This is a genomic window from Streptomyces sp. NPDC002265, from assembly GCF_040296125.1.
Lineage (GTDB): Bacteria > Actinomycetota > Actinomycetes > Streptomycetales > Streptomycetaceae > Streptomyces.
Genome location: NZ_JBEOWS010000024.1, coordinates 23,528 through 45,634, shown reverse-complemented (window position 1 = coordinate 45,634; position 22,107 = coordinate 23,528). Strand labels below are relative to the sequence as shown.

The following is a 22,107-nucleotide window of genomic DNA, read 5'->3' as shown; positions in this document are numbered from 1 at the left end:
GCGGTGGGCAGGCTCAGCAGGAGCCCGCCGGACGGTCCCGCTTCACGAGGTTCGTGTAGCCGGTGGTGCCGTCCAGCCAGAGCACGCGCTGCCCGCTGTCCGCGGCCGCGTACACCTGGTCGCCGCGGTTGCAGGAGACGCGCTGCGCGCCGCCCTTGCCGTCGGACGCCACCTGGTACAGCTTCGGCAGCGTGTCGTTGGCCCACCAGGTGGCCGGGGGCAGCGTGGTCACGGTGACCGCGTCGTCCGAGGCCGTCAGGGAGTAGGCGTACAGCGAGCCGGCGCCGGACTCCGGGGCGAGGGTCGTCGGTCCCGAGCCGTCGAGCCCGGCGCGCCTGACCGCGGCCTGGCCGGAGTCGGTGATGTCGTCGTCCTCGATCCAGGTGACGCCGTCGTCGGTGAGGGCGGTCTGGCCGATGCCCACCGCCGTGGACTTGTCGACCGGCATCAGCGTCGTCCTGCCGGTGGCGGTGTCGAGGACCTCGACACCGAGCTTGTAGCCGTCGGACTCGGGCCACATCTTCGCGTAGGCGATCTTGCCGTCACGGACCGAGGGCAGCGCGGTGGCGACGACGTAGCTGTTGTTGACCTGCTTGATGTCGCCGGTCTTGATGTTGAGGTACCAGACGTGCTGGAGGCCGTAGTACGGGTCCGGCACGGTGTAGGCGAGGATGTCGCCGTTCAGCACGAGCCCGGAGACGTTGGCTGCGGTCCCGCCGACGACTTTGTCGACGCCGCTGCCGACCGGGCGCACATGGAAGTAGACCGAGGTCGAGGCGAACTCGGCCCAGGCGACGTTCTTGCCGTCCGTGGTGGCGTAGACGTTGTAGTCGCCGTTGTTGGGGCTCTTCTGCACCGGCGTGCCCTTGCCGCTGGTGTTGCCGACCCACACCGAGTACGGCTCGCTGCCGTCCTCGTTGGAACGGGAGAGCGCGTACGTGCCGTTGCCCGCGCTCACACCGGTACCGGCCACGTTGACCTCGGACAGGATCGTGTCGGTGTCGATGCCGATCGCCTTCTCCCAGCCGGGCACGATGCCGTGCGCGTCGAAGGAGCTCTTGACCTTCTTCAACTGGGCCTTGGTGACGCCCAGTTCCTGCGCGGCGGCGATGACCGCGGCGCGGCCCTCGGTGAAGCCGTCCAGCGGGGTCATGTACGCGGACAGCGCGCGGTAGACGATCTGGTCGGCGAGGTCGCCGCCGAGGTCCTGGCGCATGTCCCACAGGGCGCCGGAGAAGATGGTGGAGTTGAGGTGCACGCCGCCGTTGTCACCGCGGAAGGTGACGCCGATGAAGTCCTTCGACGTGGTGGCGCCGTCGTTGAGGTCGCGCAGGGCGCACTCGCGCGGGGTCTTGGTGGTGCACAGGTCCTCGCCGAGGAGTCCCGAGTCCGGGTCGTCCATCGACTGGCCGTTGGCCTCCAGGTCGATGGCGTTGCCGAAGTAGTCGGAGATTGCCTCGTTCATCGCGCCGGACTGGCCCGCGTAGACCAGGCCCGCGGTGTGCTCGGTGACGCCGTGCGTCATCTCGTGGCCGACGACGTCGGCGTCGGCGGAGAAGGTGCGGTAGTCGCCGCCGCCCTGGCCGTACACCATCTTGGTGCCGTCCCAGAAGGCGTTGTCGTACGGCTGCCCGTTCGACGTCACGCCGACCAGGGAGTAGATGAAGCCGTCCTTGCCGTCGATGCCGCTCCGGCCGAAGTGGTTCTTGTAGTAGTCGTAGACCTTGCCGGCGGCCCAGTGGGCGTCGACCGCGCCGGAGTCGGTGAAGTCGGCGCCGAGGTCGGTGGTGTCCGACCGGAACGTCTTGATGCCGCTCGGCCAGACGCCGGACGCGGCGGAGACGTCACGGCCACGGGCGTCGTACGTGGCGATCATCTCGCCCTTGTACGGGGTGTCCGCGGGCCGCTTGCTGTAGTCGATCATCTGGTAGACACCCGTGGTGTCCTTGTACAGGTTGATCTCGGTCTTCTCGCCGTTGTAGCGAACGCCCGTGCCCTTGACCACCAGTTGGTCGGCGGCCGTGGTGGCGGCCGTGTCGCCGGCCGCCGCCGTGCCGTCGGTGGCACCGGTGTCGCCGGTGGCCACGCCCGTCGAGCCGAAGGTCTGGATGTCGCTGTACTGCATCACGGCGTAGCCGGAGTGGGCGTCGACGTACACCTCCTGCCGTACGGGCGTGCCGTCGGCCGGGCTGGTGCCGGTGACGGTGATGTGCCGGGTCAGCACACCGGCGCCCTGGGGCAGGACGGTCACGCCCTCGGCGCTGCCGGTGAGGGTGCCGTCCGCACCGGCCCGCCCGCCCTCGGCCGGAGCCCTGAGCAGGCCGCCGCCGAGCTGCGCGGTGACGGCGTCGACCGCACGCGCGATCGCGGTCTTCTCGGAGACCTCCGGGGTGACCGAGCCGAGCTTCAGCGCGGTGAAGTAGTTGCCGGAGGTGCCGGTGACGGTGCGCCTGCCGTCCTTCTTCGTCATCCGGACGATGTACTGGCCGCCGAGGACCGGGACACCCTTGTACTTCTGCTGGAGGCGGACCGTCTCCCGGCCGCCCTTGTCGGTCGTGGTTCCGGCCGAGGCCAGGTCCTTCGCCGAGGTGTCCGCGATGTGGTAGCGGCTCTTCCTGGCCTTGATGTGGTCGCGGGCGGCGTCGGCCGCGGACACGCCGGCGTCGGCCTCCTCGTTCAGTCCGGTGACGAGCGAGGGGGTGTCGGTCTCGGTGCCCGGCGTCACATCGGACGCGGCGGACGTGGCGGACGTGGTGGCGGTGTCCGCGTGGGCGGCCGGCACGGCCGTCACCAACAGGCCCGCGGCGGCCAGCAACGCCGCTGTGCCCTGGCCGACGGATATGCCGCCGGACCCCTGTCCCGCTCTGGCTGATCTCCTGCGTGCTGCACTCCGCACGGTGCCCCTCCGGTGTCACTGACGCGTGAACGGATATCGGATGCGGACATGCAAGTACCGGACCAGGGGTGTGAACAATGCGTTCCAGGTGTGCACTTGTGTACGTGCACACTTGTGTGGCCTGCACGTATCGGGTGAGAATTCCGGCGTGGAGCGGGGCAGGCTGGACGCGCAGTGGCAGGCTCTCGGGCTGGGAACGGAGGAACTCCGGGTCTACGAGGCCCTGCTGAACGTCCCTGAACACCCGTCCGCGGAAGCCCTCGCCCGGTCCGTCGGACTCTCCGTCCCGCGGCTGGCCGCCGTCCTCGACCACCTCTCCGAACGCGGGTTCACCCGGCCCGGCCGCGCGGCCGCAGTGCCCGCCGCGGTCGCCCCCGCCACCGCGCTGCGCAGCCTGATCCATCTGCACCAGGCCGAACTGCTGCGCAGATCGGCAGAGTTGGAGGAACTCACCGGAGCGGTGGACCGGATGGCCGCCCACCTGCTGAGTTCCGCGCACGGCGCTCCCACGCTCGGCATCGAGACGGTCCGGGGCGGCGAGGCGATCGCCTCGCGGGTGGCCTCGCTGCTCGTCTCGGCCACGGAGGAGGTGGCGCTCCTCGACCGGCCGCCCTACGCGTCGAGCGAACCGGACGGGATGCCCTCCCCGCTCGACGTGACCGAACCGGTGCGGCGCGGGGTGCGGGTGCGGACCGTGGTGGACCGCGAGGGCCTGCGCTTCCCGGGCCGCGCCCGCGGCCTGGGCGACCTTTCCGCGCACGGCGTGCAGATCCGGGTGGGCACGGATCTGCCGACGAAACTGATCACGGTCGACCGGCGGGTGACGCTGCTGCCGCCGACCGACGCGGCGGACCCGACGGCCTCGGCGCTGGTGGTGAGCGACTCGCTCCTGAGCAACGCGCTGGTGCCGCTGTTCGAGGCGATCTGGGAACGCGCCGTACCCATCGGATCAGTGTCGGACAGTCAGATCACGGACGAGGAAAGGGAGTTGCTGACCATGCTCGCCTCCGGTCTGAAGGACGAGGCGATCGCCCGGCGCCTCGACATTCACGTCCACACGGTCCGCCGCCGCATCACCCGTCTGATGCAGTTGCTCAACACGCAGACCCGGTTCCAGGCAGGGGTACAGGCGGCGATGCGGGGCTGGTTGACGGTGTGAGCGCGGCGAGCCGCTTCGCCGTACGGCCACGCGTGACGCTGCCACGCACGGTCAGGTGGGGAGGTGATCCGGCCACCAGGGCGGGACGTTGCCCGGGCAGATCGGGTCGGGGTAGGAGTCCGCGATCCCCAGCCAGGTCACCAGGAACCACGTGAACCAGACGGTGAAGGCGATCCCGGCAGTCAGTGCCGGGCCGGGGTGGCGCCTGCCCAGGGTGCCGTACAGGACGACCCACGCGACGGCCGTGGCGATCCAGATGAGCGGGGCGAGGAAGACCAGGGTCAGGCTGTCGGCCGCCGCGTTGATACCGATGTCGCACGTCGCCCACACCCTCCCGATGGCGGTGAGGGAGACCACCGCGGTCAGGCCCCCGAAGAGGACACCGAGCAGGATCCCGCCGGACCGGGGTGGCGGAGGGCCCGGCGGACCCGCTTGCGTCATCGTGTGTCTCCCCGTGCGGTGGGTGCGGAGGCTGCCGAAGTCCTTGACGTGATCCGTCCGCCTTCGGTTGCGGGCCGTGGCACGCCTGGCCGGCAGGCGCCCCGCCCCGATGCTCGACGACCACCAGGCGTGGCTGGACGGCGCGGTCCGCGCCACCCGGGGTAGTCAGCCCAGGACCTGCACAGTCCGAGACCCGCACGGTGCGAGACTCGCACAGTCCGAGACCCGCGTGGCCCCCCGGCCCGACGAACAGGAAACCCCGAAGATGACTGACCAGCGCAGCGTGAGTGTCCTGGGCACCGGCATCATGGGTGCCGCGATGGCCCGCAACCTGGCCCGTGCCGGACATGCCGTGCGGGTCTGGAACCGCAGCCGGGACAAGGCGGAACCGCTGGCCGCCGACGGCGCGTACGTCGCCGGTGACCCCGCCGAGGCGGTCCAGGGCACCGATGTCGTCCTGACCATGCTGTACGACGGCCGCGCGGTCCTGGACGTGATGCGCCGGGCGGCGCCCGCGCTGCGGCCCGGCACCGCCTGGGTGCAGGCGACCACCGCCGGTGTCGAGGCGATCGACGAGCTGGCCGCCTTCGCCCGCGAGAACGGCCTGCACTTCTACGACGCCCCCGTGCTGGGCACCCGTCAGCCCGCGGAGGCCGGGCAGCTGACCGTGCTGGCCGCCGGTCCGGCCGAGGCGCGGGACCTGGTGACGCCGGTGTTCGACGCCGTGGGCGCCCGTACGGTGTGGACCGGCGAGGACGGCGCGGCCGGCAGCGCCAGCAGGCTGAAGCTCGTCGCCAACAGCTGGGTCATCGCGGCCACCGCCGCGACCGGCGAGGTGCTGGCCCTGGCGGAGGGGCTGGGGGTGGACCCGCAGAGCTTCTTCGACCTGATCGCGGGGGGCCCGCTCGACATGGGTTATCTGCGGGCCAAGTCCGAACTCGTGCTGGAGGGGCGGCTGTCCCCGGCGTCCTTCGCGGTGACGACCGCGGCGAAGGACGCCCGGCTGATCGTCGAGGCCGGTGCGCGCCACGGTGTCCGGCTCGACGTGGCCGCCGCGAGCGCCGAGCGCCTGGAGCGCGCTGCCGCGCAGGGGCACGCCGACGAGGACATGGCCGCCGCGTACTTCGCGAGCTTCGACGAGAAGCCCTCCGCCTGAGCCGACCGACCGTCGGAGCCGACCCGGCCGACTGGACCGACCGGCCGGCCGAGCAGAACGGTCGAGCCGGACCCGAGTCCCGGCCGGGAAAATCCGTATTCACGTCCGACGACCTGAAACCCGGGTGCAAGGATGGGGCGGCATGACGGCGGGGTGGTGTTCGCGCACGGTACGGGCCGCGGTGTTCGCGGCCGTCTGTGTGCTGCTCGCCGCCCTGGGCCACGTCATGATGTCGGGCTCGGACGTGCCCGGTCGGGTGCTGACCGCCGCCGTGGTCGTCACCGGTGCCTTCGGCTGGTGTCTGACGGGCCGTGAGCGTGGGCTGCCGCTGGTCGTGACCGCCGTCGTCGCCGCCCAGACGGCACTGCACTCGGCATTCGCCCTCGCCCAGTCGACGTCCGCGGACACGGCCAGCCTCATCAACATGAACATGCGCATGGATATGGGTATGGGCATGGGCGGTATGGACATGGGATCCATGGGATCCATGGGGTCCATGGATCGCATGAACTCGATGGGGCATGCGGTCCATATGGACCATGTGGACCGCATGGGGCAGTTCCTCGGTGGCGATCCCCTCATGGGCGGTGGATCGTCCTCGTACGGCATGCTCGTCGCCCACCTGCTGGCCGCCGCGCTGTGCGGGCTCTGGCTGGCGTACGGGGAGAAGGCCGCGTTCCGCATCCTGCGGACCGTGGCCGGCCGGCTCGCGGCGCCCCTGCGGCTGCTGCTCGCCCTGCCCGCCCCGGCGGACCGGCCGCGCCTCGGTGTGGGCCGTCCCCGCTCGGACCGGGCTCCCCGTCTTCTCCTTCTCGTCCACGCGATCACCTCCCGGGGGCCGCCCGCGGGGACCGCTGCCGCCTGACGGCAGCCGGCAACCCGGGGCCGCCCCTGTGCGCCCCGGGCCACGGTCGTACGTGCGCGCAGGCGCCGCGGCCGTGTCTCCCCGCTCACCGGACCGTCCGCGCCGTCGTATGCGCCGAGGTCCGGATCCGGGGCACCCCGGGCTGCCCGTGGTGCGCCGGACGATCCGAGAAGGACACCAGGTGATCTCCTCCACCCTGCCCGGCTCCCCGCCCGCCTCGTACGGCACGAACGACAGGGCGATATCGACCGACGAGTCGGTCACCGCCTGGGCGCTGGCCGCCCGGGGCGGTGACGCGCGGGCGGTCGAACAACTCGTACGCGCGCTGCAACGCGATGTCCTGCGCTATGTCGCCCATCTGTGCGCCGATCCGCAGGCGGTCGACGATCTGGCGCAGGACACGTTCCTGCGGGCGCTGGGCAGTCTGCACCGCTTCGAAGGACGGTCCTCCGCCCGGTCCTGGCTGCTGTCCATCGCCCGCCGCGCGGTGATCGACAGCTACCGGTACGCCGCCGCCCGGCCCCGGCTGAGCGACGTACCGGACTGGCAGTCGGCGGTCGAGCGCGCCCAGCCTCGCGACCTGCCCGGTTTTGAAGAGGGCGTCGGTCTGCTGGAGTTGCTGGAGCTGCTGCCGGCCGAGCGGCGCGAGGCGTTCGTCCTCACCCAGCTGCTCGGTCTGCCGTACGCGGACGCGGCCGCGTTGAGCGGCTGTCCGGTCGGCACCGTGCGGTCCCGGGTGGCACGGGCCAGGGCGACCCTGCTGGACCTGCTGGCCGAGGCGGCCGCCTGAGTCGTGCGAGTCGTGTCCGGAGGGGCGGGCGGGGTGCCTACGGTGTCGTGGCGCCCCGGCCGTCCCCGGCGAGGCCGGGCAGCAGTCCGCACGCCGCCTCGCGCTGCTCCGGTCCCATGACGCTTGCGAGTGCCTGGGTCACCGTCTCGGCGAGCTGGTCCGAGGCCTCCCGCAGCAGCCGGCGGGCCTTGTCGGTGAGGGCGACCTCGACGCCGCGCCGGTCGTCGTGGACCGACCTGCGGGTGACGAGCCCGGCGTGCTGGAGGCAGGCGATCTGGTAGGTGAGCCGGGTCTTGGGGCGGCCCAGAAGGTCCGCGATCCGGGTCATCCGGACGCCCTCCCGGGGCTGCTCCGCCAGCAGGCACAGCACCAGGAACTCGTCGTGCGAGACGTCGAGCCGCTCCTTGACCACGGTGCGCAGCCGCTGCTCCACCGCCCCCGTCGCGGCGAGCAGCAGCATCCAGGCGCGCAGCTCGGCGGGGAGCAGCCCCGTGCCCTGCATGGACGGGCATTCGGGCAGGTCGGCAGGCAGGTCGGCGGGCTGCTCATCGGGGACTGCCATGGGGTCGAGTCTACCTGTTGTCCATTTTTGGATTAGCTGGTTGTTCAAATTTGGATGTCCGGCTACTGTGGCGGATCTCGAACATCCAAATTTGGACCACCTGGAGAAGGATCATGACCGTCGCCGTGGAAACCGGACTCTGGCAGCTCGACCCGAGCGCGTCCGCCGTCGCGCTCCGGCACCGGACGATGTGGGGCCTGGTCAACGTCAAGGGCGTCTTCGGCGCTGTGGCCGGCCAGGGCGAGGTCGCCGCCGACGGCACCGCGACCGGCACCCTCACCCTGGACGTCGCCTCCCTGGACACCAAGAACGCCAAGCGCGACACCCACCTGCGGTCCGCCGACCTCTTCGACGCCGACAACCACCCGGAGATCACCTTCGTGGCACGCCACGTCGAGCGGGGCGGTGACGGCGACACGGTGGAGGTGTCCGGTCAGCTGACCGTGCGCGGCATCAGCCGGCCGCTGTCCTTCCCGGCCCGGGTGACCGCGGCGGACGCCGGGGCGCTCACGCTGGACGCCGAGTTCACCGTGGACCGGGCGGAGTTCGGCATGGGCTGGAACCAACTGGGCATGATCCGCGGCCTGACCACGGTCACCACCACGCTCCGCTTCACCCGGGCCTCCTGACCTGCCGGCCGGAGGCCGTGCTCGAACTCACCCGCCCCGCGTGAGCCGTACGTCCGCGCTCGACAGGGTCTGCGGCGCGGGTGTGAAGGCGCGCAACCGGATCCGTACGCCCGGTCGGGGGAGGGCGAACCGGCCGCCGGGCGGGCGGAGTTCGTACTCGGCCGTGGTGTGCGCGGCCAGGGTCGCCGGCCCCCGCGTGATCGACCAGTACTTGCTCATGCCCTGGCCCGTGGTCAGGGTGAAGTGCGGACTGAGCGCGCTGTCGTCGGTGTTGGTGACGCGCAGCCGCAGCAGGGACACCGCGGTTGCGGAGGCCCGCCGCTCCGCGATGACCCGCATCCGCAGCGGCGGCGCCCCGGTCGCCGCCCAGAGCGCGCACACCAGCGCCGGGGCGAGCACGAGCAGCGCGACGGCGGCCCGCGTCGGCCTGCCGGGCAGGCGGCGCAGCGGGCGCGGCTGCCACGCACGGGTGAACTCCGCCGGGGGCGCGGTGATCGCCGCCGCCAGCCACAGCGGCGTCATCATCAGGTAGTAGCCGTCCTGGGAGCGCGTCGCCAGATAGAACGCGCACCAGGGCAGCACGGTGGCGGCCGGGCCGAGCCGCCGCACGAACAGCACGAACAGCGCGAGCAGCGCGGCGGCGAGCAGCAGACTCGCGTACCCGTACCAGTCGAGCCGGTCGCTGCCGTCGGTCAGGTACAGCGACACACCGACCAGGCCCTGGCCGTGCAGCACCGCGCCCTGGGTCAGCGGCAGGGCGATGCCGTCCAGCCACGCGCCGGGCTCGCGCACGACGAAGTACGTGTCGATCAGCAGCCATACGGCCACGGCGATCCCGCTCACCCGCAGGAGTACCGCCGTGGCCGCCCGTCGTCCCAGTTCGCCGCGGCGCACCGCGTAGATCCCGGCCAGCAGGAACGGCGCCAGGAACCAGGGCAGTTGCTGCGCCGCGCAGGCCGCGCCGAGACAGGCGGCCCGGGCGATCCCCGCGGCCCCGAGCCGGCCGCCCTGCCCGATCCGCGGCCAGCGCACCACCACCGGCACCAGCAGGACCAGGGCCAGGATCGCCGGATAGCCGAGCCGGGCGTACGACGGCAGGAAGGCGAAGCCCAGAAACAGCATGGTCGCCGCCGACCGCCACGGCACCGGCAGCATCCGCCAGGTGGTCGCCGCGGAGACGATGAGTGCGCAGGTGGTCATGGCGGTGGCCGGGGTGCCGGCGTGTCCCAGCCACAACAGCGGTGCGGTCAGCAGCGGGGCGAGGGGCGGATAGCCGTACGTGAAGTCGTAGCCGCCGGTCACCGTCGGGGTGACCGCGACCCCGTGGGTGAACAGCCACGGCCAGGGCTGCCCGTAGACGGCGTGGCCCGCGGCCAGTGCCCGCGCGGCCTGGGTGGTGAGGACCGCCTCGTCGCCACCGTTGTGGTTCATGCTCCACGCGCACAGGGTGAGGGTCACCGCGGTCAGCAGCACGCACAGGTCCACCCGGGCCAGCGTCCGGGTCCGGCGCACCACCAGCACCAGCACCCCGCACGCCAGGATCGACGCGTAGCAGACCGAGATGACGGCGGCCACGGCCAGGCGGTGGCTCGCCGCGCTCGTCCACACCGACCGGGTTCCGATGAAGAGACTCACATCGGCCAGGAGGGTGAGTACGCGGTGCCACGGTGCGGGAGATTCCGGAGCGGCGGACACCGCCGACTGTGTCCGCCGGCCCGGTGTCACCAGCTGTTTTTCTGCCAAATGCACGCCACTGGACCGTAGTCGCTCCGGGTGAGCGGAGGGTCGCCGGACGTGAAGAGACGGGTGTGAGGCCGGTAAGAGGCCGCACCTGGCGGGAATCGACCGGTCGCGCACCGTGTCGTAGTTGGGCCGAACGGGTGACTTGGAGTAAGAATGGCTGGTGCAGGCAACGACTACGAGTGAGATCGGGGGGATCCGGTGAGCCGTTACGACGCCACCGATGAGCAGTGGGAGGGTCTCGCCCAGGTCGTTCCGCTGAGAGGCCGGGACGCCTGGCCGTCCGCCGTGGGCCACCGGGCGCTGCCCGACGCGGAGACGGAGACCCGGCGCCGGTTCGTCGTCCTCAGGATCAGCGTCTTCGCCGACGCCCGCGAGGTCGCCGAGACGCTGATGTCGGGCATCCCGGTGCTGCTCGACCTGACCGGGGCGGAGACCGAGGTCGCCAAGCGGGTGCTGGACTTCAGCACGGGTGTCGTCTTCGGCCTGGCGAGCGGGATGCACCGGGTCGACCGGAACGTGTTCCTGCTGACCCCGCCCGGGACCGAGGTGAGCGGGCTCATGGAGGGCGCGGGCGTCTCCGAGCACTGAGGACGGTCCCCCGATCGTGGGAAGACGTTCCGGGCGGAACGGTTCCGCCGGCCGCGGAGTCCTACGGTCCGGATATGGCTCCGCGTTCCCTGCCGTCCTTGCCTCCGGGACCTTCCGCTCCCCGCACGCCCTCTGTCGACTCCACGTTCTCCGAGTCCTCCGCATCCTCTGTGGGCTCTCTTCCTTCTCCGTCCGCCCGCCCCTCCGTGGGCTCTGTGGACCGACCGCACCTGACCGAACTGCGGCTGTCCGCCTTCGCGGGTCATCGGCGCGCGGGATTCCCGCTGGGGCCGGTCACCCTCCTGGCCGGGCCGAGCGGCAGCGGCAAGTCGACGGCGTTACGGGCCTACGAGGCGCTCGCCCGGCTCGGTGGCGGCGCCGAACTCGGCGAGGTGTTCGCCGACCCGGCCGCCTGCGTACCCGAACGGGCCCGGCCGGACGCCCAGCGGCGCCGCGGCTTTCGTATCGGCTGTACGGCGGACGGGCCGCAGGGACCGGTCCGGCTCGACCTGGCCGTCCAGGCCGAGCCCGAACTGCGCATCGTCGGGGAGCGGTTGACGGCCGGCGGGCTGGTCCTGCTGGAGACCGCCCTGCGCGACCCCGGACGGCGCACCGTGCAGGCCGCGTGGCACACGGCCGGGTCCGCGCCGGTGACCCGCGCCCCGCTCCCCGACGACCGGCTCGGCACCGCGCTGCTGCCGCTGCGGGTGGCCGGCAAGACGGACGGACAGCGCCAAGTGCTCGCCGCCGCCGAACAGATGGTGGTCGCGCTGCGCTCCGTCTTCCCCTGCGACCCCCGGCCGGAGCGGATGCGGACCCCCGTGCCGGCCGGTCCCGGACGGCTGCTCGGCGACTGCGCCAACCTCGCCGACGTCCTGTGGCGTACCCAGGCCGAATGCGGGCGGCGGCACGGGCAGTTCGTCGCGGCGGTCCGGGCCGGGTGCGCGGGACCCGTCGCCGGGGTCGTCGCCGAACGGCTGTCCGGCGGTGCGGTCCACGCGTTGCTGGACCGGGGCGACGGCATCCGCAGCGGCCTCGGCCGGCTCGGTGACGGCGAACTGCGCTACGCCGCCCTCGCCCTGGTGCTGCTGACCGGTCCCGGCGTGCTCGAGGTCGACCCCGCAGGCGAGGTGCCCGCCGCGTTCCAGACGCTCACGGTGCTCGCCGACGGCTTCGACCGGGACCTGGACGGGCGGCAGCGCGCCGAACTGCTCCGGCTGGCGGTGCGGACGGGCGGGAGCGGGCATCTGCGCTGCGTCGGGACGGTGAGCGACGCCTCGTGGGCCGTCGGGACGGCGGGCGTGACGGTGGTACATCTGGACCCGTGACGAATGAGCCCCAGCACCTGGACGTGGCCGCACTGCAGCGCCGACTGGCCGAGTTCGCGGCGGCCCGCAACTGGCAGCCGTACCACACCCCGAAGAACCTGGTCGCCGCGCTCAGTGTGGAGGCCTCCGAACTGATGGAGATCTTCCAGTGGCTGACACCGGAGGAGTCGGCGCGCGTCATGGACGACCCGGACACCGCGCACCGGGTCACGGACGAGGTCGCCGACGTGCTCGCCTATCTGCTGCAACTGTGCGAGGTGCTCGGGATCGACGCGCTGGCGGCGCTGGACGCGAAGATCGACCGGAACGAGGGGCGGTTCCCGGCGCCGGGGGAGCGGTGACCGCGGCAGACCCGGGCATGCAGGAGCCGCTCGATCCGCTTTCACTCTCCGGAGTTGTTCGCCTGCTCGAAATCGATTTGTTGTCCGCAGATTTCCGTCTTCCTCTGGCTTTTCGTCCCACGGCACCTCACTCTGGGTAGTGGACAACGAAGTTCGGGCGGACGTGCTGACAACACGTCCCGGCGGACGGGGGAAGGCCATGGAGGCGGTGCGGCTCATCCTGACGAGCAGACGTGCTCTCGCCGGGAGCAGCGGAGTACCGGAGATCTTGACGGAGGTGTGGCAGGCCCAGGCTCTGGCGCAGGCGATCGGCAGCCGGCTGGCGGTCTCGGGTCCGCCCGAACTGCGCGGTGAGGCACTGGGGTTGACCGAACTGGCGGGCAGAGGCTGCGGCGTCCTCGAGGCGCCGGAACTCGATCCCGGGGAGTTGCGTGCCGCTCAGCTGACGGAACTGGACGACGCCCGTCAGGCGCTGCTCGGCCTCGGCGTCCTGCTGGGCGAGGTCGGTATCGCCCTGGTCGGCATCGCCAGCGGTGCGGACGACGAGGGGACGTACTGGCAGTGCATGGAGGCGATCGACGCGGCGGACGAATCCCGGGACCGGGTCCGGGAGATGCTGCGCAAACTGGCGGACCGGGACCAGGTACTGCCGGAGCGCTGACGTCGCAGAGCCGACGGTGGGTCCGATGGGACCGGTGGGCCCCGTGGAGTGCAGGACGGAGGTATGGATCTTCGCATCTTCACCGAGGCGAAGATGAGGTCACGACCTTGCCCGAGTGCGACAGCCGGAACGCGAACAGGTAGCAGGCCACCAGCTCGCCGGCCAGCTTCGCTGTGACGTCGCCGGGGCACGGCCAGAACTTCCGTTCTGGGCTGTAGCCCAGATCCCGGCAAGCCGGAAAGGCCCGCCGGAAACCGGCGGGCCACTTTGGGCGACAGAAGCTATCCGGGCGGAGCGACGACTTTGGTCCATCCCACTGATAGCCCCCAGGACCCGGTCGTCTTGCTGGTGACCGTCACAGAGACGTTCTTGTGGCCGCGACTAAGGCCCACTTCGTTGTATTGTCCGGGGTCACCGTTTGCGCAGACGACGGTATAGCTCACGAGAGAGCCGACGTTGACCTCGATCGTCCCGGTGCCCGAACAGATCACCGCAACTTCCAGGGTGCCCTTCTGGATTTGAGGTATCTCGGGAAACGAGTGAGGTCCGGTCTTTCCGCCCGCTTCGATGAATCTCTTCTGTGCGTCTGGAAGTTCGGGTGCGGCGCCAGGGTCTGCGCTGGTGGAAGGTGTGATGGAGGGAGTTCCAGACGAATTTGCTTCGACTGGCGTCTCCCTCTCGGGGGCTCGGCTTGAGGCCGGCGTCGCATTGGTGCACCCCGCCAACGCGAGGAGAGCCACCGGAATGACCACTCCTATGCGTCCCATGTGTACCACCCGACATGCATGGGCCCATAGCCTGTCACGTGGTTTGCCGTGAGACGGCAGGTGTGACGTTGGTAGTAAGTAGTGCCGGTGAATTTGCGACGCCACACGCCGTATTGGGCATATACGGTTTTGTTCGGAGGAACGTTTTTGACGTGAATCACGTTGCCGAGTTTGGCGGTCACCGAAGCATGCAATGTGACGCTGCACTGCTCGCTCACTTCGGCCAGCACAGTGCTGACTTTGGTCGTGATTTGACCGGTGAAGCTGGCACCGACAGTCCCCGAGACTTCCGCAGTGAAGTCCATGTCTTCATTTTCGTGAATGCCGTTGTAGTTCGACTGGCTGGCACCTACCGCCTGGTGATACTTGCCGGCGAGAGAAGTGGGCTTGAACCATCGACTCTCGTCGCAGTCGTCAGAAGCGGGGCATTTCTGCCCAGGTTCGCGGGTGCCTCCGGAGATGTCGGGCTCATCGTCAAGCGCAGGGTCGGTCGGGGCATCGCTCAGGGACTCCGTCGGAGTGGCCGGCGGCGCTGAGTTGAGCAGACCGTCACTGTCGGAATTGCCGTCTTGAGGTGTCGCGGTGGCCGTCGCGGGAGACCCGGTCGGGCCGGCAGCCAGCGCCGGTGTCGATATCCCTAAGACCATGGCACTGGTGAAAACTATCGAGCTTGCGAGTAGGCGCACTCTTCCCCCTGTTTGTTGCAGATGAAAGCGGCTGGTCAGGCCCTTGATCAGGGATACTATGGAAAGACGAGTGCGCTGTGTGCAGAGCTGAGCGAATCCTGAGGTCGGACCCCTCCCGGCACCGCTGACACACTTCTTCTCGCCTCGTACGAACGAGCCCGGCGCGCGATCGGTGCAGGAGTCTGAATTCGGCCGCATGGGGGCGGACGACGCCACAGCGCACCTGAGAGCCACATCCAACCGCCCAGCCGGCGAAGTTATTGCCGCATGAGCCAGACTTGACCGATGTGCCGCGCGAAGCCGTACGACAGTCGATGAAGTCGCACCCCTGCGGAAGGGGCTTCCGCTTCGATGTCGTAGGTGCATGAACATTGCTTGACCGACCCTGACCAGGGTGGTGAGCGGGAGCGGTCCGGTGGGGTGGCAGCGGCAGTAGGTGAGTTCACCGGCGCGGCGGCTGCGGCGGATCAGCAGCTGCCAGTGGCCGGGGCCTGGTTCGGGGAGGTCGATGACGGCCCAGTCATTGAAGCGGTTGCCCTTGGCTCCCGCGCCTGCTGACAGCTTCCGCCAGGCCCGTATGGGCATCTTCGCCGCGAGCGTGTCGGCATGGAACTTGCCCCCATCGGTTCGTCGTTACTTCACACGAGTCACGATGATCAACGGTGGTCGTACCCGCACCCCGACCAGGACCCGCCGGCTGAAGCGCTCGGAATCATCTGGGTTTTGGTTCTACCCCGAATCGGCTCAGGCCGAGCCGTACGGCCCCTCGGCCGCCTTCAGTCGCTGCATGGCCGTCAGTCGGACCGCGAAATGTACCGCGGCCGCCGCGGCGGCGATGTCCAGGATGTCGGCCGCTATCACCTGAAGCACGGCGTCCCGGACCTCACCGAGGGTTTCGGCGTCCTGGTGGCGCTGCCAGGCGTATCGGTTGAACAGGGTCGTGGTGACGAACAGGCCCCACCACAGGTTCACCGGCCAGAAAGAGACCTTGTACGGCTCGCCGGCGGCCGGCAGTCGCGTGCTGGCCCCCCACATGTCGACGGCGACCCGATAGGGCATCCAGAAGTTCGCCAGCGGTATGAACCAGGACCCGATCGCCCAGCCGGGGCCGTTGCGGAACCGGTCCGGCCCGAGCACTCCGGCGTCCCGGCGCATCCAGTGGAACCAGACGATGAAGACGACTGCGCAGGCAAGGAACGTGATCATCTGGAGCTGTTCTGCCGTCTGGTACAGCGCGTCGGCGCCGTCCAGCTCCTGCTGAGAGGCAAAAGCGAGGCCCCGGTCCTCGTCGATCAGTGTGTATGCCCGGACGCCGGCATAGACGGCGAACAGGTCGCTGAGGGCGACGGCCGCGAGCAGCGCCGACAGACCGGCCAGGAGGCCGCGCGGCGAGCGCGGTGCCCGGTTGGGCAGCGCGGGCCGCGGACGGAGATCGCTGGATGCGGACATGACGGTGGACCCCCACAGGCACAGAAAAGGATTCGCCCGCGGAAGAGCGCGCGCTGAGGGAAGATACGCCAGCCGCAGGCGGCCCGTCCATGTCAATCTCGCGGGACCGGCCCGGCACGGGGCATGGCGCTGTTGCTCAGTTGTGGCCACGTGTCGTACTGGGGCCGGACGGCACAGTCGAAGGCGCGGGAGCGTGGCTGCATTCTCGCCGCGCGGCTGACCGCCCCGTCGTTGTTTCGCGCCGCCTGGCCAGGTCATCCATGGGAGCAGTCGATTGATCCACGTCATGCGGTCCTGTTGTTGCTGCTGGTGGCGGTACGCGGCCGCGTAGAAGTCGCATTCCTGCGGAGGGGACCGTCGTCCCGATGTCATGGGTGCATGAGCATCGCTTGACCGAGCCTCCGCAGGGAACCTCGCGGAGAGCGGCGCGCGATGGGCGTGGCCGAGCTCAGATGTTGCTCAGACCGCTTGCCGGTCGGCTGCCGTGCTGGTCAGCTCGACGCACGCCTGAGCGACACCGAGCGCTCATCGCCGGAGGGGGTCCCATGGACAGTGATCGACGGATTCCGCCTGAAAGTCCTGCCCTGATCAGGTGCGCGACTGTCGCCGCGTACACCGTCGCCGCCGTGGTCCATCTCGTGACGGCGGGACTGTTCATCGGTGGTGTGCTGTTGATCGTGCTGGGGTTGCGCACGGTTGTTCAGCCGCTGGTGGGCCTTGTGCTGCTGGGCGTGGCTCTGTCGCTGCGCCCCCGTCCGGGCAGATTGGATGCTGATCTGCCCACGTTGCGGCACGCGGACGCCCCGGCCCTGTTCGATCTGGTGGACCGCATGGCGGACGCGGCCGGGGTGCGACGCATCGACGCGATCCAGCTCGGTCCGGAGTTCTCCGTCACCGTCACCCGCTACGGGGTACGCCGCAAGCGGTGCCTTGTCCTCGGCCTCCCTCTCTGGGCCGCCCACCCCAGCCGGAAGCCGATTGCCGCCGTTGCCCACGCGCTGGGCCATCTCTCCGGTCACGATCTCCGAGGCGACGCATTCGTCGGTACCGCACTCGAGTCCCTCAACGCTGCGGCCCGCACGATGCGAGCCAGAAACAACGCGTCCGTCCCATCGAGTGTCTCCGCACATTCCTGGCGCGCGGGCGATGTGGCAGGGGCGGCAGCGCGCTTCAACGCCCGGACCCGGAAGGGCGAGTGGTTGCTGTGGATCCCGAGGACGGCGGCAGCTGCGACGGCCCGCCTGCTGCAGTGGCTCACCCTGCCGGCCACGCGCCGTGCGGAGTTCGACGCGGACGACTTGGCCGCTCGTATCGCTTCCACCGAGGCAGCCATCGCCGCATTGCAGGACCGGCAGCTGGTCCGCGCGGTGGGTATCGAAGTGCATCGCCTGGCCATCGCGACCCGGACGCGTAAGGGCGGCCGCTCCGCGGCAGCCGCACAGGGGGAACTCTGGGACAAGGCGGCCCGCTACTCCGAGAGTCTGCGCGAACAGCGGAGGTGCGACAGAACCACCGCGCCTGAGGACATCGGGACGGTGGTCGACCTCGCCGGCCTCCCGTCCGAATCCCTGCGTACGGCACGACTGTCCCGCATCCCGAGACGCACCGCGACAATCACGCTCGACGAGTACGACCGGAACCGCATCGAAGACGAACTGCGCCTTCCCAGACAGGCATTGACGCGCAAGGTCATGCGAGATTGCGTCCCACTGGCACAGTGAGCAAGAGTGACGCAGCGCTGCCTCCGGTCATGGCTCCTGGAAAGCCGTCGGGCGCCACGCACTCACGGACGCCGGCCGCGGCCGCCGGTCGCCCCGCACTCGCCTCCGCCGGTCGCCATGCCCGCGCGGACGTCGGGTGCGGCCGCCGGTCGCACCGCGCTCGCCGTCGCCCGGCGCCACGCCCCCCCGGTGCCCAACCGCGTGGGAAAACCGGTGGTCGTGAGCCGTTTCGCCCGGGAGACTCGACCATATGTTCCTGACGATCAGCACCACCGGCACCAAGGAGCGCCCCGCGACCGATCTCGGATTCCTGCTGCACAAGCATCCGGGGAAATCGCAGGCGTTCTCGACCTCCTACGGCACCGCGCACGTCCTCTACCCCGAGGCGGACGACGAGCGCTGCACGGCTGCGCTGCTGCTGGAGGTCGATACGGTGGCGCTGGTGCGGCGTGGCAAGGGCAAGGGGCGGGGCGGCGCTCCCGACGCGGCGCTCGCGCAGTACGTCAACGACCGCCCGTACGCGGCCTCCTCGCTGCTCGCGGTCGCGCTGAGCGCGGTGTTCTCCAGCGCGATGCGCGGTGTGTGCACCGCCCTCCCGGAGCGGGCAGGGCAGCCCCTGCCGCTGCGCATCGAGGTGCCCGCGCTGCCCGCCCGCGGCGGCCCCGGCCTGGTCGGACGCCTCTTCGAGCCGCTCGGCTGGACGGTGACCGCCGAGCCGGTGGCCCTGGACAGCGAGTTCCCGGAGTGGGGCGACTCGCGGTACGTGCACCTGGTCCTCGCCTCGCAGACGCTGACCCTCGCCGAGGCCCTGCGCCACCTCTACGTCCTGCTGCCCGTCCTGGACGACGCCAAGCACTACTGGGTCGCCCCCGACGAGGTCGACAAGCTGCTGCGGGCCGGAGAGGGCTGGCTGTCCGACCACCCCGAGCAGAAGCTGATCACCAGCCGGTATCTGGCGCGTCGCTGGTCGCTGACCCGCGAGGCGATGGAGCGACTGGAGCTGGTGCGGCTCGCGGAGGCCGACGACAGCGCGGTCGAGGAGATCGACAACGCCGTGGCGGCCGAGGCCGAGACGGAGCAGAAGCCGACCCCGCTGGCCGTGCAGCGCCGCGACGCGATCGTCGCCGCGCTGACCGAGTCCGGTGCGGCCCGGGTCCTCGACCTCGGCTGCGGGCAGGGCCAGTTGGTGCAGGCGCTGCTGAAGGACCCGCGGTTCACGCAGATCGTGGGCGTGGACGTCTCGGTGCGGGCGCTGACCATCGCCGCCCGGCGGCTGAAGCTGGACCGGATGGGCGAGCGGCAGGCCGCGCGCGTCCAGCTCCTCCAGGGCTCGCTCGCCTACACCGACAACCGGCTCAAGGGGTACGACGCCGCCGTGCTGAGCGAGGTGATCGAGCACCTCGACCTGCCCCGGCTGCCCGCCCTGGAATACGCGGTGTTCGGCGCGGCGCGTCCGCGCACGGTCCTGGTGACCACCCCGAACGTCGAGTACAACGTCCGCTGGGAGACCCTTCCGGCCGGACACGTCCGGCACGGCGACCACCGCTTCGAGTGGACGCGCGAGGAGTTCCGCTCCTGGGCGCACGCCGTGGCCGAACGGCACAGTTACGAAGTGGAGTTCAGGCCCGTCGGACCGGACGACCCCGAGGTGGGGCCGCCGACCCAGCTGGCCGTGTTCCGGATGCGGGACACCGACAAGAAGGAGGCGAAGGCGGCATGACCGAGATCCGACAGGGGCGCACCCTGCCCGTCACCGACCTCTCCCTCGTCGTCCTGATCGGTGCCTCCGGCTCGGGCAAGTCCACCTTCGCCCGCCGCCACTTCAAGCCCACCGAGGTCCTCTCCTCCGACTTCTGCCGCGGCCTGGTCAGCGACGACGAGAACGACCAGAGCGCCAGCCGGGACGCCTTCGACGTCCTGCACTACATCGCGGGCAAGCGGCTCGCGGCGGGCCGGCGCACGGTCGTCGACGCCACCAGCGTGCAGCAGGACTCCCGGCGTCAGCTGATCGAGCTCGCCAGGGAGCACGACGTGCTGCCCATCGCCATCGTGCTGGACGTCCCGGAGGAGGTGTGCGCCGCGCGCAACGCGGCCCGCACCGACCGGGCGGACCTGCCGCGCCGGGTGATCCAGCGTCACATCCGCGAACTGCGCCGTTCGCTGCGCCACCTGGAGCGCGAGGGGTTCCGCAAGGTGCATGTGCTGCGCGGTGCGGAGGAGATCGACCACGCCACCGTGGTCACCGAGAAGCGGTTCAACGACCTCACCCACCTCACCGGCCCCTTCGACATCGTCGGGGACATCCACGGCTGCTCGGCCGAACTGGAGTCCCTGCTGACCCGGCTGGGCTATGTCGACGGCGTGCACCCGGACGGCCGTACGGCGGTGTTCGTCGGCGACCTCGTCGACCGCGGCCCGGACAGCCCCGGTGTGCTGCGCCGGGTGATGTCCATGGTCGGCTCCGGCAACGCCCTGTGCGTGCCCGGCAACCACGAGAACAAGTACGGGCGGTACCTCAAGGGCCGCAACGTCCAGCACACCCACGGCCTGGCCGAGACGATCGACCAGATGACGGGCGAGAGCGAGGAGTTCAAGCAGCAGGTACGCGAGTTCATCGACGGACTCGTCAGCCACTACGTCCTCGACGGCGGCCGGCTGGTCGTCTGCCACGCCGGTCTGCCGGAGAAGTACCACGGCCGCACCTCCGGCCGGGTCCGCTCGCACGCGCTGTACGGCGACACCACCGGCGAGACCGACGAGTTCGGCCTGCCGGTGCGCTACCCGTGGGCCGAGGACTACCGGGGCCGGGCGGCCGTCGTCTACGGCCACACCCCCGTCCCGACGGCGACCTGGCTGAACAACACCATCTGCCTGGACACCGGTGCCGTCTTCGGCGGCAAGCTCACCGCGCTGCGCTGGCCGGAGCGCGAACTGGTCGACGTACCGGCCGAACAGGTCTGGTACGAGCCGACGAAGCCGCTGCGCAGCGAGGCGCCGGGCGGTCACGACGGACGCCCGCTGGACCTGGCGGACGTGCACGGCCGCCGGGCGGTCGAGACCCGGTACGCCGGCCGGGTGGCGGTCCGCGAGGAGAACGCGGCCGCCGCCCTGGAGGTCATGAGCCGCTTCGCGGTGGACCCGCGGCTGCTGCCGTACCTCCCGCCGACCATGGCGCCGACGGCCACCTCGCACGTCGAGGGCTATCTGGAGCACCCCGTCGAGGCGTTCACGCAGTACCGCGAGGACGGTGTCGAGCGGGTCGTGTGCGAGGAGAAGCACATGGGCTCGCGGGCGGTCGCCCTGGTCTGCCGGGACGCGGGGACGGCACAGAAGCGCTTCGGCGTCGGGGCGGGTCCGACGGGCTCCCTGTACACCCGTACCGGCCGCCCGTTCTTCGACGACCCCTCGGTCACCGAGGCGGTCCTCGGCCGGCTGCGGTCGGCGATCGACGCGGCCGGGCTGTGGGCGGAGCTCGACACCGACTGGCTGCTGCTCGACGCTGAGCTGATGCCGTGGTCGCTGAAGGCGCAGGGACTGCTGCGCAGCCAGTACGCGGCGGTGGGCGCCGCCTCCGGGGCGGTGTTCCCGGGTGCGCTGGCCGCGCTGGAGGGCGCGGCCGCCCGGGGCGTCGACGTCACCGGCCTGCTGGCCCGCCAGCGTGAACGGGCCGCGGACGCCGCCGCGTTCACCGACGCCTACCGGCGCTACTGCTGGACCACGGACGGTCTCGACGGCGTGCGGCTGGCGCCGTTCCAGCTCTTGGCCGTCCAGGGCCGCAGCCTCGCCGCGCTCCCGCACGACGAACAGCTCGCTCTGCTCGACCGGCTCGTCGAGCACGACGGCACCGGACTGCTGCGCACCACCCGGCGCCTGTACGTCGACACCGGGGACCCGGAGTCGGTGCGGGCCGGTGTCGACTGGTGGCTGGAGATGACGGGCCGCGGCGGCGAGGGCATGGTCGTCAAGCCGCTCGGCGCGGTGGTGCGCACCGGCGAGGGGCGTCTGGCGCAGCCCGGCATCAAGTGCCGGGGACGCGAGTACCTGCGGATCATCTACGGTCCGGAGTACACGCGCCCCGACAACCTGACCCGGCTGCGCGGGCGGTTCCTGAACCACAAGCGCTCCCTCGCGATCCGCGAGTACGCGCTCGGTCTGGAGGCCCTGGACCGGCTGGCGGAGGGCGAGCCGCTGTGGCGGGTGCACGAGGCGGTGTTCGGAGTGCTGGCCCTGGAGTCGGAGCCGGTCGACCCGCGGCTGTGAGCCGTGGTGCCGCGGTCGTGGCGGGTGGGGGCCGAACGCCCGGCGGGTGAGCCCCACCCGCCGGG

General features: G+C 70.9%; 18 protein-coding genes and 1 pseudogene. 12 read left to right on the top strand and 7 right to left on the bottom strand.

Annotated elements, in window-relative coordinates; all coding sequences use genetic code 11:
* Positions 1–13: 13 nt before the first annotated feature.
* On the bottom strand, positions 14–2,896 hold the full coding sequence (locus ABT085_RS07070; RefSeq protein ID WP_351603023.1) for a M4 family metallopeptidase: 2,883 nt from the start codon (positions 2,894–2,896) through the stop codon (positions 14–16).
* A 148-nt stretch (positions 2,897–3,044) separates the two neighbouring features.
* On the opposite strand from ABT085_RS07070, the gene ABT085_RS07065 reads away from it, so the two are divergent.
* Positions 3,045–4,055 (top strand): helix-turn-helix transcriptional regulator, encoded by a 1,011-nt coding sequence (locus ABT085_RS07065; RefSeq protein ID WP_351603021.1) that lies wholly within the window; start codon positions 3,045–3,047, stop codon positions 4,053–4,055.
* Positions 4,056–4,106: 51 nt separating this feature from the next.
* On the opposite strand, the gene ABT085_RS07060 is transcribed toward ABT085_RS07065, so the two are convergent.
* Positions 4,107–4,496: a hypothetical protein gene (locus ABT085_RS07060; protein ID WP_351603019.1), complete on the bottom strand. Its 390-nt coding sequence runs from the start codon at positions 4,494–4,496 to the stop codon at positions 4,107–4,109.
* A gap of 265 nt (positions 4,497–4,761) precedes the next feature.
* Here ABT085_RS07060 and ABT085_RS07055 point away from each other — a divergent pair, with 265 nt between their 5' ends.
* From ABT085_RS07055 to ABT085_RS07045, 3 genes are all read left to right on the top strand, one after another.
* The gene (locus ABT085_RS07055) at positions 4,762–5,652 is read left to right on the top strand and encodes an NAD(P)-dependent oxidoreductase (protein ID WP_351603017.1); all 891 of its coding nucleotides are present in this window, start codon (positions 4,762–4,764) and stop codon (positions 5,650–5,652) included.
* A 142-nt stretch (positions 5,653–5,794) separates the two neighbouring features.
* Positions 5,795–6,517, top strand: coding sequence for a hypothetical protein (locus tag ABT085_RS07050; protein ID WP_351603015.1), 723 nt, complete (start codon positions 5,795–5,797; stop codon positions 6,515–6,517).
* 181 nt (positions 6,518–6,698) lie between these two features.
* Positions 6,699–7,307 (top strand): sigma-70 family RNA polymerase sigma factor, encoded by a 609-nt coding sequence (locus tag ABT085_RS07045; protein ID WP_351603013.1) that lies wholly within the window; start codon positions 6,699–6,701, stop codon positions 7,305–7,307.
* A 37-nt stretch (positions 7,308–7,344) separates the two neighbouring features.
* Here ABT085_RS07045 and ABT085_RS07040 read toward each other — a convergent pair whose 3' ends face one another.
* The gene (locus tag ABT085_RS07040; RefSeq protein WP_351603011.1) at positions 7,345–7,869 is read right to left on the bottom strand and encodes a MarR family winged helix-turn-helix transcriptional regulator; all 525 of its coding nucleotides are present in this window, start codon (positions 7,867–7,869) and stop codon (positions 7,345–7,347) included.
* A gap of 113 nt (positions 7,870–7,982) precedes the next feature.
* On the opposite strand from ABT085_RS07040, the gene ABT085_RS07035 reads away from it, so the two are divergent.
* Positions 7,983–8,498 (top strand): YceI family protein, encoded by a 516-nt coding sequence (locus tag ABT085_RS07035; RefSeq protein WP_351603009.1) that lies wholly within the window; start codon positions 7,983–7,985, stop codon positions 8,496–8,498.
* A 27-nt stretch (positions 8,499–8,525) separates the two neighbouring features.
* Here ABT085_RS07035 and ABT085_RS07030 read toward each other — a convergent pair whose 3' ends face one another.
* On the bottom strand, positions 8,526–10,193 hold the full coding sequence (locus ABT085_RS07030) for a hypothetical protein (protein WP_351603007.1): 1,668 nt from the start codon (positions 10,191–10,193) through the stop codon (positions 8,526–8,528).
* Between the two features lie 246 nt (positions 10,194–10,439).
* Here ABT085_RS07030 and ABT085_RS07025 point away from each other — a divergent pair, with 246 nt between their 5' ends.
* The 4 genes from ABT085_RS07025 (at position 10,440) to ABT085_RS07010 (ending at position 13,159) form a co-directional block, all read left to right on the top strand.
* On the top strand, positions 10,440–10,829 hold the full coding sequence (locus ABT085_RS07025; RefSeq protein ID WP_351603005.1) for a cell division protein SepF: 390 nt from the start codon (positions 10,440–10,442) through the stop codon (positions 10,827–10,829).
* Positions 10,830–10,903: 74 nt separating this feature from the next.
* On the top strand, positions 10,904–12,157 hold the full coding sequence (locus ABT085_RS07020) for an AAA family ATPase (protein ID WP_351603003.1): 1,254 nt from the start codon (positions 10,904–10,906) through the stop codon (positions 12,155–12,157).
* Complete coding sequence (locus ABT085_RS07015; RefSeq protein WP_351603001.1) at positions 12,154–12,498, top strand: nucleotide pyrophosphohydrolase; 345 nt, start codon at positions 12,154–12,156, stop codon at positions 12,496–12,498. Before ABT085_RS07020 ends, ABT085_RS07015 begins: the two co-directional genes overlap by 4 nt.
* Before the next feature lie 199 nt (positions 12,499–12,697).
* On the top strand, positions 12,698–13,159 hold the full coding sequence (locus ABT085_RS07010; protein WP_351603035.1) for a DUF6099 family protein: 462 nt from the start codon (positions 12,698–12,700) through the stop codon (positions 13,157–13,159).
* A gap of 754 nt (positions 13,160–13,913) precedes the next feature.
* Here ABT085_RS07010 and ABT085_RS07005 read toward each other — a convergent pair.
* From ABT085_RS07005 to ABT085_RS06995, 3 genes and pseudogenes are all read right to left on the bottom strand, one after another.
* A complete protein-coding gene (locus ABT085_RS07005) occupies positions 13,914–14,573 on the bottom strand; it encodes a hypothetical protein (RefSeq protein ID WP_351602999.1) in 660 nt (219 codons plus the stop codon).
* 420 nt (positions 14,574–14,993) lie between these two features.
* A pseudogene (locus tag ABT085_RS07000) lies at positions 14,994–15,239 on the bottom strand (IS701 family transposase); the annotation flags it as partial.
* Positions 15,240–15,356: 117 nt separating this feature from the next.
* On the bottom strand, positions 15,357–16,061 hold the full coding sequence (locus ABT085_RS06995) for a DUF4328 domain-containing protein (protein ID WP_351602997.1): 705 nt from the start codon (positions 16,059–16,061) through the stop codon (positions 15,357–15,359).
* Positions 16,062–16,606: 545 nt separating this feature from the next.
* Between ABT085_RS06995 and ABT085_RS06990 the strand changes: the two genes are divergently transcribed.
* The 3 genes from ABT085_RS06990 to ABT085_RS06980 all read left to right on the top strand — a co-directional run bounded on the left by ABT085_RS06990 (position 16,607) and on the right by ABT085_RS06980 (position 22,042).
* Positions 16,607–17,782, top strand: a complete 1,176-nt coding sequence (locus ABT085_RS06990; RefSeq protein ID WP_351602995.1) for a M48 family metallopeptidase — start codon at positions 16,607–16,609, stop codon at positions 17,780–17,782.
* Positions 17,783–18,032: 250 nt separating this feature from the next.
* Positions 18,033–19,502, top strand: coding sequence for a 3' terminal RNA ribose 2'-O-methyltransferase Hen1 (locus tag ABT085_RS06985; protein ID WP_351602990.1), 1,470 nt, complete (start codon positions 18,033–18,035; stop codon positions 19,500–19,502).
* On the top strand, positions 19,499–22,042 hold the full coding sequence (locus ABT085_RS06980; RefSeq protein ID WP_351602988.1) for a polynucleotide kinase-phosphatase: 2,544 nt from the start codon (positions 19,499–19,501) through the stop codon (positions 22,040–22,042). The genes ABT085_RS06985 and ABT085_RS06980 overlap by 4 nt, the downstream gene beginning before the upstream one ends.
* Positions 22,043–22,107: the final 65 nt, after the last annotated feature.